Here is a 13657-nt window from a genome sequence, read left to right as displayed (position 1 = left end):
GCTGGCGAGGCCCCCCGGCCGCGCCGGAGCCGGCTGAATAGTTAGTAATTCTAACTAAATCTCTCCAGCGGAATCACGGTGCTGGCGGGGGCCCCAGCGCCGCGCCGGAGCCGGTCGAATAGTTAGTAAGCCTAACTAAATCTCTCCAGCGGAATCACGGTGCTGGCGGGGGCCCCAGCGCCGCGCCGGAGCCGGTCGAATAGTTAGCAAGTCTAACTAAATCTCTCCAGCGGAGTCACGGTGCTGGCGAGGGCCCCAGCGCCGCGCCGCGCCGGCGCCGGCCATCATGCATGCTCTCCGCGGGCCGCGTCGGCCGGCACGCTGGCGCGCGCCGCGTCGCACTCGTCGCAGCCCTCGTCGGGCGGGCAGAGGAACACGAGCGGGCTTTTCGCGAGGTGCTCGACCGCCACGGCGACGAGATCGCGTGAAGCACACAGGCGCGCGTGGGCGCTGCCCACCCTCCCCTCCTGCTGGAGCCCCCGTCCGCGCAACCAGCCATCGACGAGCCCGAACCGCCGGCAACAATGATCCGTCTCGTGAATCATCGCGGTCCGGGCCACGCCGTCGACCTCGATCACACACGGGTGCGCGACCGAGTAGGGGACCCGCGCGATGGCCTCCGCGACGTGGAGGGTCGTGTTCTCGGCGTGCGTGACGCCGAGCAGCAGCACCTGGCCTCCGAGCTCGTGGACGCGGCCCGGGGGGCTGTCCGGCCCGTGCGGTGGCGACAGCGGCTGCGGCGCGCAGATACGCTCGGCGAAGTGGCCGGCCGCAGCGAAGGAGCCGCCAGGGTGGCCGCTGCGCAGCACGCCCGGCTGTCTCCAGAACGTCTCGGCGGTGATCCCCATGCCGCTGGTCGGCGTGGACCGGGGATCGAACACGCTCTGTCCGTCGGTCATCGTCGGCATGACGAGCGTGCCGTCGTCCCCGAGCGCGGCGCGCAAGGCGCGGATCAACCCGAGCGGCCCGCCCTCGATCGGACGCACCGCCCTGAACGACGTGTGGACGAGGAGGACGCCGCCCTGCCTCACGCCGAGGGCGAGCAGCTCGGCGACCACCCGGCTCACGCTGGGCCCATGCATCGTCCAGGCATATCATTCTTGTGCGCTATCGCGGTCGCTCCTCCCTGGAAGGGCGGTTGCCTGCCGGCGCCGAAGGCAGGGTAGGCATCCGGGGGATGCGCCGCGGACTGGAAATGGACGTCCGGGCGATTCCAGCCCTGGAGGAAAGGCGGGCTCGCCCAGCGATAGCCCGCATCGGCGCGACGAGCGCATGGCGCCGGAAGCGTTCACGAAATCGATAAGGTCAGCGCGCTCCGCCCGCGCGCGCCGCTCGCGCGCATCGCCCCGGAAGCGTTCACGAAATCGATAAATTCAGGACGCTTCCGCGCGCGCGCCTCCCGTGGTGGGACGTGACGCGAGGCGCCTGCCGCCTCCGTCCGCCGCAATCGACGCTCACGACGCTCACGACGCTCACGCGCGCCGCTTCGCACTGATTTCTTTACATTGTGCCAAAGAGCCATGTTACCTTTCCAGGTCATGGTCGCCGCTCTTCGGGCGTCGACCATGCAATCCCATCACCGGGCCGGCGCCGGAGGCTCGGATCGCTCATCACCCTGAACGTGCCGCGCGACGCGTGAGGCCTCGGTGCAACCTGCCTGCACGTCCGCGCGAGCTGGAGGTGTCCATGTCCTCGATGCGACAGATGCGTATTCTCTATTTTGCGCCTCGCGCCTGCTGGCCGCTCGACACCGGGGCCAAGCTACGCAACTGGCATTTTGTCCGGCAGCTCTCGCGGTTCGCGCGGGTGACGTACCTGAGCTTCGCCGACGACGGCGCCGTCCGTAACGGGCGGGCGCGGATGGGCGCGGCCGGCCCCGCCCCGCAGCCGATGAACGATATCGCGCAGATCACCGATCAAGTGCTCACGCTCACGCAGGAGAAGCCGAACTCCCTGGGCAAGATCCTGCGCGGCGCCGTGGGGCCGCTGCCGCTCGTCGTCCTCAATTACACGACGAGCGCCATGCGCCAGGAGCTCGCGCGCGTCCTCGACGAAGGGCAGTTCGACGCCGTGCAGGTCGAGAGCGTCCACCTCGCCGGGTATCTGCCCTTGCTGCGGGCGGCGCGCAATCGGCCGCTGCTCCTCTGCGACTGGCACAACATCGAGTCGGAGGTGCTCTCCCGCTACAGCCAGAACGCGCCCGATCGCCTCCGCGGGCTCGCGGCGTTCGCGCTGGCGTCGCAGCTCGCCGGGTTCGAGCGCAAGGTGCTGGAGCAGTTCGACGCGCACCTCACCGTCAGCGAGCGGGATCGCCAGAAGCTCCTCGCGCTCCGCCCCGGCCTGCGCGCCTTCGCCGTCGACAACGGCGTCCACGTGGACGAATTCGCGGGCGCGGGCGGCGCTGCGTCCGGGCCGCGCCGCCGCATCGTCTTCGTCGGCTCGATGGATTATCGCCCGAACGCGCAGGCGATCGTCGCCTTCGCGCGCGATCTCTGGCCCGCCATCCGCGCCGCGCGGCCCGCGTGGCGCCTCACCGTGGTCGGCAGGAACCCAGGGCCGGAGGTGCGCGCGCTCGGCGCGCTGCCCGGCGTGGAGGTGACCGGGACCGTGCCCGACGTGCGGCCCTACTATGCCGACGCGCTCGCGTCCGTGGTGCCGCTGCGCATCGGGGGCGGGTCGCGGCTGAAGATCCTGGAGGCGCTCGCGGCCGGCGTGCCCGTCGTCTCCACCGAGCTCGGCGCGGAGGGGCTCGCGCTGCGCGACCGCGAGCACGCGCTCATCACCCGGAGCCCCGAGGCGATCGGCGGCGCGCTGCTCGAGCTCGACGCCGATCCGGCGCTCAGGGCGCGCCTTTGCGCGGCCGGCCGGGCGCTCGTCCAGAGCAGGTACGACTGGACCGTGGTGGGCGACACGCTCGCCCGCATCTACCAGCAGCTCCACCAGCAGCGCCGCGGCGCCCCGGAAGCGCTCGCACCCGCGCCCGCGAGCCTCGCCGCGCCTGCCTGCTGACCCGAGCCGCCCGGGAGATCTGCCGCCCTCCACGGCAAGCGCGCCGCCCGCCGCCCACGCCGATCAGGCCCCCGCGGCAGGGTAGTGCTCAAATTTGCCCGGAGAGAGTTCCCATGAAGGCGGGAAGGCAGGAAGATTATTGATCTTTTCTTCCCGCCTTCCCGCCTTCATGTTCAATTTTGAGCACTGCCCGCGGCGGCGCCGGTCGCCGCGACGATGGCCTCGAGCCACGCGTCGGCCTGCCGCTCCGCCGTGAACCGCGACAGGAGCCGCGCCCGGGCGCGCGTCGCACGCGCCCCCGCCTCCTCCGGCCGCCCCAGCGCGTCGAGCAGCGCCCGCGCCAGCGCGCCCGGCTGCCCGGGCGGGACGAGCCACCCCGTCTCGCCGTCCAGCACGAGCTCCGGCACGCCGCCGACCGCGCTCGCGACGACCGGCGTCCCGTAGGCGAACGCCTCCAGCACCACGTTCGGCAGCCCCTCGGTGCGCGACGGCAGCGCCAGCACGTCGAGCGCCCCGATGAGCTGCGCGCCGTCCCGGCGCAGGCCGAGCAGCCGCGCGCGGTCGCCGAGCCCCCACGCCGCCACCTCCGCCCGCACCGCGGCCTCGTCCGGCCCGTCCCCGACCAGCACGAGCGCGGCCCGCGGGTCCGCGCGCGCCACCGCCGCGAACGCCTCCACGAGCGAGCGCTGCCCCTTCTCGGGGCTGATCCGCCCCACCGCGCCGACGAGCCGGGCCGACGCGTCGAGCCCGAGCTCCGCGAGCAGCCGCGCGCGGGGGACCGGCGGCGGCATCCGATCCAGATCGATCGCGTTCGGCACGTGGAAGATCCGCGCCTCGCTCACCCCGCACGCCCGCACCGCCGCGCGCTGCGCCTCGGACACGACCACGACCCCGTCGTGCCAGCGCAGGGTCCGGCGATCGGCCCACTCGAAGAGCCGCACCTTCAGGTCCTCGCCCGTCCACCCGCGCGCCACCGCCAGCACCCGCGGCGCGCCGCGCCCGCGCAGCCCGAGCGCCAGGAGGTCCGCCTTGTACCCCACCGTGCACACCACGTCGGGCCGGAGCCGCGCCGCGATCGCGCGGAGCCGCCGCGCCCCCTCGAGCAGGTCGTAGCCCCGCTCCAGCGCGAGCGGCTCGGCCTCGAACCCCTCCGCGCGCGCCCCCACCACGAGCGGGTTGTCCGCGACCTTCGCCTCCCGGTGCGGGATCACGGCGAACGAGACCTCGCACGCGCCGCGATCGCGCAGGATCCTCGCCGCTTGCACGGTCTGCCGCTCCGGGCCGCCCCAGAAGCGACAAGGCATCAGGTGAAGGAGCCGGAGCCGCCGCAGAGCCTCCGCTCTACACGATCGCCGCGCGCGCCGCACCTGGTTTACCCGTCGCCGGGGCGCCGTGGTACGAGCGCGGGAGGCGGGCCGTATGCGGAAGATCAGCGTGTGCACGGTGGTCATCAACCTCGACGTCGGGGGCCTCGAGAAGGTCGCCGTCAGCCTCCTGAACGGCCTCGATCGCGCCCGCTTCGACCCGTCGCTCATCTGCCTGGACGCCCCCGGCAAGCTCTTCGATCAGGTCGACCTCCCGCCCGAGCGGAGGCTCGTCCTGCGGCGGCGCCCGCGGCTCAACCTCGGCTTCGCCCGCGTCGATCCCGAGCTGCCCCTCGCGATCCGCGGCTTCCTGCGCGACGTGCGGGCGGACGTCCTGCACGTCCACAACTTCGCCCCGCTCATCTTCGGCGGCGTCTCGTCGCGCCTGCTCCTGCCGCGCCCGCGGGTCGTCTACTCGGAGCACAACGAGATCAACAGCGCGAGCCCCCGCTCGCTGCGCAAATTCAGAGTTTACGTGCGGCTCGCCGACGCGATCATCGCGGTCTCCGGCGATCTGGCCACCAAGCTCCGGCGCGATCTCGGCGTCCGGCGGCCCGTCCACGTGATCCGCAACGGCATCGACGGCGCGCGCGTCCGCGCCGGCCGCCGCGACCGCCTCCGCGCCGAGCTGCGGTTGCCCGAGGACGCGCGCGTGCTCGGCACGGTCGCGGTGCTGTCGCGCCAGAAGGGCATCGACGTCCTGCTCGACGCCGCGAGCGAGGTCCTCGGCCGCGACCCGCGCGCGCACGTGGTGATCGCCGGCGACGGGCCGGCCCGGGCCGACCTCGAGGCCCGGCGCGCCGGCATGGCGGCGCGGGAGCGCGTGCACTTCCTCGGGCTGCGCAGCGACGTGCCCGACGTGATGGCCGGCCTCGACGCCTATGTCCTCTCGTCCCGCTGGGAGGGGCTCCCGCTCGCCGTCCTCGAGGCCATGGCCGCCGGAAAGCCGATCGTCGCGACCCGCGTCGGCGGCGTGCCGGAGGCGATCGAGGACGGCGCCGGCGGCTACCTCGTCGCCCCCGAGGACCCCCGCGCGCTCGCGGATCGGCTCCTCGCGCTGCTGTCGGATCCGGCGGCCGCCGCCGCGATGGGCGCGCGCAACGCGCAGGCGTTCGACGCGCGCTTCAGCCTCGGGGCGATGCTCGCGGCGCACGAGCGGCTGTTCACCGAGATCGCGCCGGCGCGGTAGCGGCGCCGCGCGTCTCTGCCCGGGGCGCGCGGCGACTCGGCGCGCGCGCCTGCGCGCCTCAAGGCGTTTGGCAGGAAATGCAGGCACGTTGTCGTCATTGCCATGCGCGCGACGGATAGCGTTATCGCGTGCACCGCCCCCCACCGATCGAAGAGCGCTCCCGCATCGCGCCGGAGGACGATCGGCCGCGCTCCGGTCGATCGTGATCGGACGCGCTCGGGACGGTCAACGGATGAACGAGCGAAAGGAAGAGGGACGAGAGATGACCGAAACGCATGAGCTCAAGATGCCCGCTCAGCAGCCGCCGCTCCAGATCGGCATGGTGCTCTATCCGGGTCTCACGACGCTGGATCTGATCGGTCCGCAGAACGTGCTGGCCGTTCACGCGGAGACCCACCTGCTCTGGAAGACGCGCGCCCTGGTCACGTCCGACACGGGGGTCTCCATCCAGCCGACCGCGACCTTCAGCGACTGTCCGGACGACCTCGACATCCTGTTCGTGCCGGGCGGCATCGGCACGGCCGAGGCGATGGCGGACCGGGAGATCCTTCAATTTCTGAGGGACCGAGGCCCTCGGGCCAGGTACGTGACCTCCGTATGCACGGGATCGCTGATCCTGGCCGCAGCAGGGTTGATGCAAGGATACAAGGCCACGACGCATTGGGCCATGCGCCACATCCTCGAGGCGTTCGGCGTGGAGTGCGTCCATGCGCGCGTGGTGGTCGATCGCAACCGGATCTCGGGCGGCGGGGTAACCGCAGGCATCGATTTCGGGCTGACGCTCCTCGCGCTGCTGCGCGGAGAGGACGTCGCGAAGCTGACGCAGCTGATGCTGGAATACGACCCCGCCCCGCCGTTCCGCGCTGGAACGCCGGAAGCGGCCGGGCCCGAGCTGACCCAGCGTCTCGTGAGCTTTCTCGACCCGCACGAGCAGGCGATGCGGAAGGTCGCTGCAGAGATGAGCAGCAGCGCGAGCTGGCCGCCGAGCTAGCGCTTACCAGCCGCCGCCGCAGCAGCGGCAGGCGCGGCGGGCTGCGCTTGCGGCATGATGACGCGGAACTTCCCGCTCAAGTGCAGCAGGGACATCGTGTACAGCATGCCGTCGTAATACCGCCACTTGCCGGTCGGCGGCTCGCGCGAATACACGTCTTTCACGAAACGCCAGCCCCGCGGCTGGCTCGCAGCCAGCGCCGCGACGCCGTTCATCGCCACGAGCCCGAGCGATCCGTGGTCGACGATGGGCTTGCCCTCGAGGGTGAAGTTGGCCTTGTACTCGGCGCCCTGCGAGTCGAAGAACGCGAGGATGCGGTCGCTCAGCTCAATCTCCCGCGGATCCTTCGCCCACCACGCCGCATCCACCGCCCAGTTCATCGCGGTGCGGAACGCGTCGTAACGGAAGTTGGCGGTCCCCGCGTCCCAGGAGGCAGCCTTGGGGGTGCCGTCGAAGTTGGCGTAATCCGGGGCGAGCCCGGTCTTCGGATGCGTCGTCTTGACGAAGAAATCGCGGCTCACCTTCGCCGCGTCGGCCCAGAACGCGCGATCCGCCTCGGGGCCCCAGGCCGCCCAGAGCTCGTAGAACGCGGGCAGGTGATACGATGGATCGGTGTGGTCGCCGTTCTTCGCGAAGTTATCCGCGTCCGGCGTGAACCGCACCATCTTGTGCTCGGGATTGAAGAGCGCGTGCAGCGTGGTCTTGCGCTTGTTCGCGTTGACCGCCCCCGCGATGGCCTTGCGGTTCTTCATCGCGTCGAGCAGGCCCAGGGCCTCCTTCCGGTAGTCATAAATCCCCTTGCCGTTCCCCCAGCGGTGGGACGCAAAGAAGAGCGCCGTCGCGAAATACTCTTCGGCGTCGGGAGCGGGGTTCTCGTCGATGGCCGTGCCGTCCGGGCGCATCTGCCACGAGAAATAGCCGAAGCCGGGGTGACGCTGATCCGCGTGGTACATGTGAGACTTGGCCCAGTTCCACAGGGCGTCGAAGTCGTCTTTTCGATCGACCTGAACGGCGATCATCATGCCGTACGACATCCCTTCGGAGCGGACGTCGTTATTGCCGATGTCCATGATGTACGCCTTGGGGCCGTTCGCGTTCTTCCCCGCCGCGAACATGACGGCTTCTTCCTTGGGGTCGCCGTGGAACAGCTGGGTGTACGCCTTCGTGATCTTGGCCTCGATCTCGGCCGGCTTGTGTCCCAGCTCCGCGAACAGGTTGCGATACTCGCCCGTGAAGTACGCTCCTTTGGCCGCGGGCTGCAGCGCGGGACCCTGGGGCGCGGGCTCCGCCGCCGGGGGCGTCTCCGCCGCGCCGGTCTGGCTCGAGGTGCTGGCAGGCGCGGCGCTGCTGGCCTGATTGACCGCGCTCGCCTGAGCGGGCGAGCCGACCTGGCTGCCCTGGTTGCTGGGCGCGCAGGCGAGCACCGTGAGCGCAAACCACGACGATGCGACCGGAAACGTTAGCATTCGCAAGTTCATCACTGTCCTCATTGGCGAGCTCGCGCCCTATCGGAGACGTGCTCGACGTGAACATCGTTGGCGAGTTCACGTGTGTTATGCTCGCGAGGTCGGGTCCCTAGCTGGAGCGGCGCAGGACGCCGCGATCTGGATGACGCCGCGGAGGAGGAAGGAATTCCAACCGCTTCCAGGCGTCAAGCCCCAACTGCGGAGCCCGCCTCGGGCTGGTAGAGCCTCCTTCAAGGCGGTCCGGCCCTTCTGGAAAATTGGCGCTATATCAAGAACTTAGCCGTGCGTCGAAGAGGCGGCCTCGACTCCACGGCCCGCGGGAGCTCGTCCGAACGGCCAGGGTTCACCTCGAACCATGCCGCCGTCGAGCTCTCCGGGGAGCGCTCGGTGGGCGGGGATGCGTTCGGTGGGACGCGTACAATGACCGCGGGTGGCCCGCCGTGGGCCGCGTTCCGGCCGACGAGGGGACCCGATGGATCTCGAGGAGCTGCAAGCCTTCCTGCACGTCGTCAAGCAAGGCTCGTTTCACGCCGCCGCCGAGGTGACCGGCACGCCGCGCACGACGCTCCGGCGCCGCGTGGAGTCCCTGCAAGCGCGCTCCGGCGTTCCCCTCCTGGAGAGCAGCCGGCAGGGCGTCGTGCTCACCGAGGCGGGGCGCGCGCTGGCGGACCGGGGGCAAGCGATGGTCGAGGAGGCGAGCGCGCTGATCTCGTCGATTCGCGAGATGGGGCGCGAGCCCTCGGGGCTCTTGCGCCTGGTCCTGCCCGTGGGCCTGCCGCCGCACCTCATGGCGCCGATCTTCGCCTCGATCCGGAGCACGTACCCGCGATTGCGCCTCTCTTACGAGTTCAGCAACGACCCGCTCTCCGAGTCGCTCGTCGACGTCGACGTCGCGGTGCATTTCGGCGAGGGCGCGCCGCGAGGGCCCTGGCTCTCGCTCGTGATCCTGCGCGTTCAAGAGCGGTTGTGCGCGAGCAAGGAATACCTCGCGCGGCGGGGGACGCCGGCCTCGATCGACGACCTCGCCCGCCACGAGCTCCTCTCCTGGCGAGCGCCGGGCGAGGACGCGTCCGCGTGGCCCACCCGCAATGGGGGGAAATTCCCGGTGGAGCCGGCCTTGCTCGCGACCGACATCCACCTCGTCCGGCACTGCTGCCTGGCCGGGCTGGGCATCGCGCTCATCCCGGACGCGATGATCGATGAGCCCACCGGCGACGAGCTCGTCACAGTCCTGCCGGCGCTCGTAGGCCGCGAGCTGGCCGTGCGGGTGACGGTGCCGGAGGCGCTGGCCGAGATCCCGAAGGTGAAGATGGTGCTGACGCACGTGCGGAGGTTCCTCCGCGAGGTGACCGGCTGACCGGGGAGGCGAGGCGAGGAGCTCGGGCCCCTCCGTCAGCGGCGAGCAGGACGCTTCGCCCCGCTCGCCGCGGGCGCTCACGGGAGCCGATACCGGTGGCGTGCTCTCGCGACGATCGCGTCGATCTCGTCCTGGGACAGGACGCCGCTACAGACGCCGGCCTCCATCACGTCCGCGTCCAGACCCCAGTTTTCGATAGCATCGGATCCGATGGACAAACCCGTGAGGGTCTTGTTGCTCAACGTGCTGTTCGGGGTCAACGGGAGGGACACGCCGTCCACGATGATCTTCGACGAGGCCCCGTTCACTTCGAGGATGTAGCAGTGCGGCAGCGTCGCGTTCACGGTCGCGTTGATCTGGCTGGTCTCGTCGTTGATCGCGACCAACGTGGGCGTATTGGCGTAAAAGAGGAACCCTGAGCCCACCTCGGTTCTACCGAAGAACGCACGGACGCTGGCCTGGCTCGCGCACCTGCCGACGAGGAAGAGGGTGTAGGGCGCTGCGAGGCTGATCCCCGTCAGCCGGAGCCGCCGCGTCGGCGTGAACGCCAGAGCCGGCCTCCTCCCGAACGCCGACGAGGAGGGGTTGAACTCAGGAGAATACGCGTTGTTTCCGGCGGGGACCACCATGTGGTTTCCGTTGCCGCTCAAGTCGTACCACTGGGCGACGCAGGTGTTGAACTCGTACGCATGCAGGTTGTTGTAGGTCGCAGAAGAGAACGTGACGGAGACGCCGAGGGGCGCCAGCTCGACGACGCCGTTCGCGGGCACGGCCACGTTCTGCCGGATACGCTGCCGACCCGCGTTGAACGAGTAGCTGATCTTCATCGCCCCGCCGGGCGTCCCGCCGGTGTTGACCTCGACGCGCACGCGGCAGGCCATCAGGGCCGTACCGGACACGGTGATCGACGGGGGTGACGTGCCAGAAGCGGTGACGGCCCCGATGAGGCTGCTCCCGCCGAGGCGGCCTTCCGCGCTGTAGTACGCGAACAGTGAGCCGAGCCTCTTGGGCGTCCAAGGAAACTCATCTCCCGCGATCGCCGAGCTGATCAGCTCCTGTCCGCGATCGTTCGGGTGCACCGCATCGGACGTGAACGACCCGGCCTCCGCCTGGGTCCAATACCTCGCGGCGTCGAGGACGCTGACCCAGGGCTTGCCGGTCGCGAGGCCGAGGAAGCTCGCCCGCATGGCAGCCCAGGAGACGCCCGCTCTGTCGCTCTCCGTGACCTCCCGCGTCCAGCTCAACAGCTCTACAGGGATCCACGGAGCCACCTGGTGGATGGCCAGGAGCAGATTGTTGAGCTGGGCGATGAGGTCGCTCGGAGCGAACTTGACGCTGCTGAAGTCGTTCCGGCCCATCTCCAGGATGATCTTCGACGGGAGACACTCGACGAGCTTCCTGGCCAGCGGCAGGCAAGCGTCGACAGAGAGCGTCGAGCCTGTCTCGGCGTGCAGCGTCCACCCTCCTGCGGCGAAGGAGACGACAGGGATGCCCCTCTCGCGGAGCAGGAACGTGATGGAGTCCCTGCCGGTGCTGAGGCTCCAGAACCCGGCGATCTTCGAGTCGCCGTACGGAACGATAGGCCTACGCGCAGGGACAGGGACGACCTCGGTGTCGTCGCCGCTCGGGACGTACACCGCACAGAGGTGGTTGCCGTGGTGCTCCGTCATGTTCGGGTAGACCGGCGACATCTGCGGCCCCGAGAAGACGCGGACGTTCTTCCGGGCGAGCGGCTGGCTCGGGAAGGCCGCTCGGACGTAGCTCGTGGTGTTGCCGGCAGGCTGGAGCGGCGGGTCCAGCGGCCGCTGGTCGATGAAGACGCTCGGCTGACCTCGATTGCCGGAGACGAGCGCGATGGTGTTGCAGTACTGCGCGTAGATCTCGGCCGCCGTCGTGCTGAGCTCCAGGTACGCAAGCTGGGTGTGGCTGGCGAACCGAGGATCTTTCGCGTACGTCGCGACCGTCGGGTACGCCGGGCCCATGTTCCCGTGGAGCACGGTCGGATCTGCGTCCAGGCGAGTGAACGGCTTCAACCAGAATTCAGCGGTGGCTGATACGGGCCTGACGCGCAGCCTGCCGCACAAGAAAGACGATTGGCCGGCGGCGTTGCACACCAGCCGAACGCGGTACTCCGCCCCGGCCGTGAGCGCGATCGGGCTGGTGGCGACGAGCGCGGCAGCGGAGCCAGGCGTGAAGCTCTGAGAGGAGACTTGCGTGATCCCGGAGGCGTCCAGGACCTGCAACAGAAAGGGTTCCGTGCTCGAGTCGCCCCCGGCGAGCTGCACGTCCTCCAGCTCGACGACGATGGCTGTCACACCGTCCGGACAGGCGAAGGGCCGTTCCCTGTAGCTCCCAGCAGGGCTCGTCTCGTCATAGTTGACGTGGACGAGAGAACGGAGGTTGTCGGCGTCAGCGCCCGACAGCGGCTTGACACGGAAGGCCATGGTGGGAGCGCTGGCCTGCCAGGCAGGGTGGCTCAGGTTCCCCAGCACCAGCGAGCGCTGATCTTCGAGAGGTCCCAGCTGGAGCTTCCTTCCCTTGGCGAGGCCAGAGAAAGAGCGCCGAAGTTTCGTCTGCACCGCGTTTTCTCCTCAGGTGTCGAGAATTCGGGTTCCCTGGCCGGGCGTACCGGCCAGTCAGGGCACATCAGCAACAGAAGCCACTTCGACGGACACAGGCTGCATCAGCGACACGACTCCCCAGGGAGGACCTGGCGCCCAGACCTCGCCCGTTACGCAGCGTCGCAGGCGCGCAGATCAGCGCGACCGCGGCCACGGCGCTGAATCGCATGTGTCTCGTTCATCCGCCTCTGGTGCACGCCGGCCGTGATTCATTCAACGAGGCGTGGCCGAGTTATCACCGTGATCGCACGGCGGTGCCGTCGAGAACTTGCTCCCGCGACGGGTCGTCCCGCACACGACCGGCCCGGCGTCGGCGGGCGGGGCTCCACCGAGGCGCGCCCCGCCGGCGCCTTGGCCGGGACGAGGGCTACCCCTCGTCCGGCAGGTACAGCTTCACGTCGTCGAACTCGGCGGTGCCCTCGTAATAGTTGATGTGCGGGTCGCCGAAGAAGAAGTGATCCGGGTACGCCGACCCCGCCGGCCAGGTCTCGAACGGCTCGCCGAAGTCGACTGTCTCGTTACGGACCTGGCCCGCGAGCTCGTCGGGGCGCTGGTTGAAATGCCACGTCACCGGCGGCTCGCGAAACCCCCGCCGCGCCGCGTACGTCGTGAGGCCGCCGTGGTGGAACCTGCCCGCCGCGGACATCGCATACCCCTCACCGTCGCGCTCGATGGTGAACACATAGGTCTCTTTGTCGAGGTACTTGTCCACGAAGACGGGGCCGTCTTTCCACCCGCCGGCCGTGTACGACGTGAACCCGTTGCCCGTCCAGGGGCTCCCGAACGCGTCGCCGCGGAGCCAGATCATGCTCACGTACCGCGAGCCGTCCGGCTCGGCCCGGCCGGTCACCGGGTTCCAGACCTCCGACCAGGGGCCGTCGTCGCCGAAGTTGCTGTCGGTGTCCATCACGACCTTCCGGTGATGATGGATGAAGACGTTGTTGTGAGGCGCCGGCCGCGCGTAATCGGTGATGCAGAGAAAGTAAACGCCGTTTCCGAAGGTGGCGGACAGCGGCTTCGCGCTCCGATCGGTGAACCGCCACGGGTCGGCCACCTCGTCCCCGTCATAGCCGTTGATCTTGCCGCCGTGCGTCCAGCTGCCCTCGCGCTGGCCGCCGAAGTCGATGTTGGAGACCGTCACCTCGACGCGGTACCGCGCCGGCAGGGGCGCGGTCGAGCGGAGGATCGCGCCGTCGTAATGGCGCGTCGAGACGAGCCTCGCCTTGCCGGAGGCCGCCTCGAAGCGGCCGCCCGTCTCGGGCACGCCGTCGCGGTCGCTGTCGCGGCCGTACAGCTCGACCGTGAGCCAGCCTCCCTCGCCGTACGTGAAGGACTTCCGGAACGAGCGGAACCTCCTCAGGCCCTCGCGGAACGCCTCGCCGCCGCGCGCGGCGAAGAACGCGCCGTCGTCGTCGAAGACGTCGACGTGGTAGGGGCTCGCGTCGCCGTACGGGTCCTCGGTCCACGCCGCCGGCTCCTGGAAGGGGGCATCGAAGGTCTCGTGGTGCACGAGCCGCCATCCGCGGCCGGCGGCCGGCGCCGCCGGCTTCGGGGCGTCGCCGGTCGCGCCGAGCGTGTCGCGCGCCGGCGCGCGCGAGCACGCCGCGAGCGTCACGGCGAGCGCCGCGAGGGGCCGCGTCGCGGATCGCATGCAGTCCTC

The 13657-nt window shown here is 70.2% G+C and carries 9 protein-coding genes; 4 read left to right on the top strand and 5 right to left on the bottom strand.

Going from position 1 to position 13657, the window contains the following annotated elements:
- Nucleotides 1-284 precede the first annotated feature (284 nt).
- Nucleotides 285-1082, bottom strand: a complete 798-nt coding sequence (locus WME98_RS25330) for an AAC(3) family N-acetyltransferase (RefSeq protein WP_437953642.1) — start codon at nt 1080-1082, stop codon at nt 285-287.
- Nucleotides 1083-1686: 604 nt separating this feature from the next.
- Between WME98_RS25330 and WME98_RS25325 the strand changes: the two genes are divergently transcribed.
- Nucleotides 1687-3009, top strand: a complete 1323-nt coding sequence (locus WME98_RS25325) for a glycosyltransferase family 4 protein (RefSeq protein WP_437953641.1) — start codon at nt 1687-1689, stop codon at nt 3007-3009.
- Nucleotides 3010-3182: 173 nt separating this feature from the next.
- Here the strand turns inward: WME98_RS25325 and WME98_RS25320 are convergent, their stop codons facing one another.
- Nucleotides 3183-4313 carry a glycosyltransferase gene (locus WME98_RS25320; protein ID WP_437953640.1) on the bottom strand — a complete coding sequence of 377 codons (1131 nt, stop codon included), beginning with the start codon at nt 4311-4313 and terminating at the stop codon, nt 3183-3185.
- Between the two features lie 115 nt (nt 4314-4428).
- On the opposite strand from WME98_RS25320, the gene WME98_RS25315 reads away from it, so the two are divergent.
- Nucleotides 4429-5562 (top strand): glycosyltransferase, encoded by a 1134-nt coding sequence (locus tag WME98_RS25315; RefSeq protein ID WP_437953639.1) that lies wholly within the window; start codon nt 4429-4431, stop codon nt 5560-5562.
- 262 nt (nt 5563-5824) lie between these two features.
- A complete protein-coding gene (locus WME98_RS25310; protein WP_437953638.1) occupies nt 5825-6553 on the top strand; it encodes a DJ-1/PfpI family protein in 729 nt (242 codons plus the stop codon).
- On the opposite strand, the gene WME98_RS25305 is transcribed toward WME98_RS25310, so the two are convergent.
- Entirely contained in the window at nt 6550-8019 is a 1470-nt protein-coding gene (locus WME98_RS25305; RefSeq protein WP_437953637.1) for a glycosyl hydrolase family 8, read from the bottom strand. The genes WME98_RS25310 and WME98_RS25305 overlap by 4 nt on opposite strands.
- Nucleotides 8020-8491: 472 nt before the next feature.
- On the opposite strand from WME98_RS25305, the gene WME98_RS25300 reads away from it, so the two are divergent.
- Nucleotides 8492-9376 (top strand): LysR family transcriptional regulator, encoded by an 885-nt coding sequence (locus WME98_RS25300; RefSeq protein ID WP_437335501.1) that lies wholly within the window; start codon nt 8492-8494, stop codon nt 9374-9376.
- 77 nt (nt 9377-9453) lie between these two features.
- Here WME98_RS25300 and WME98_RS25295 read toward each other — a convergent pair whose 3' ends face one another.
- Complete coding sequence (locus WME98_RS25295) at nt 9454-11955, bottom strand: SGNH/GDSL hydrolase family protein (RefSeq protein ID WP_437953636.1); 2502 nt, start codon at nt 11953-11955, stop codon at nt 9454-9456.
- Between the two features lie 409 nt (nt 11956-12364).
- Nucleotides 12365-13648: a hypothetical protein gene (locus tag WME98_RS25290; protein ID WP_437953635.1), complete on the bottom strand. Its 1284-nt coding sequence runs from the start codon at nt 13646-13648 to the stop codon at nt 12365-12367.
- Between the last annotated feature and the right edge of the window lie 9 nt (nt 13649-13657).

Origin of the sequence: Sorangium sp. So ce296, from assembly GCF_051529605.1 — a bacterium.
Taxonomy (GTDB): Bacteria; Myxococcota_A; Polyangia; order Polyangiales; family Polyangiaceae; genus Sorangium; species Sorangium cellulosum_D.
Note: the sequence above shows the minus strand (reverse complement) of the source record. Positions and strands in the feature narration are given on the sequence as shown.

Bases quoted from the DNA above. Each gene is read 5' to 3' on its own strand.
- WME98_RS25305 (WP_437953637.1), bottom strand. From the start codon at position 8,019: ATGCTAACGTTTCCGGTCGCATCGTCGTGGTTTGCGCTCACGGTGCTC.
- WME98_RS25310 (WP_437953638.1), top strand. From the start codon at position 5,825: ATGACCGAAACGCATGAGCTCAAGATGCCCGCTCAGCAGCCGCCGCTC.
- WME98_RS25320 (WP_437953640.1), bottom strand. From the start codon at position 4,313: ATGCCTTGTCGCTTCTGGGGCGGCCCGGAGCGGCAGACCGTGCAAGCG.
- WME98_RS25290 (WP_437953635.1), bottom strand. From the start codon at position 13,648: ATGCGATCCGCGACGCGGCCCCTCGCGGCGCTCGCCGTGACGCTCGCG.
- WME98_RS25300 (WP_437335501.1), top strand. From the start codon at position 8,492: ATGGATCTCGAGGAGCTGCAAGCCTTCCTGCACGTCGTCAAGCAAGGC.
- WME98_RS25325 (WP_437953641.1), top strand. From the start codon at position 1,687: ATGTCCTCGATGCGACAGATGCGTATTCTCTATTTTGCGCCTCGCGCC.
- WME98_RS25330 (WP_437953642.1), bottom strand. From the start codon at position 1,082: ATGCATGGGCCCAGCGTGAGCCGGGTGGTCGCCGAGCTGCTCGCCCTC.
- WME98_RS25315 (WP_437953639.1), top strand. From the start codon at position 4,429: ATGCGGAAGATCAGCGTGTGCACGGTGGTCATCAACCTCGACGTCGGG.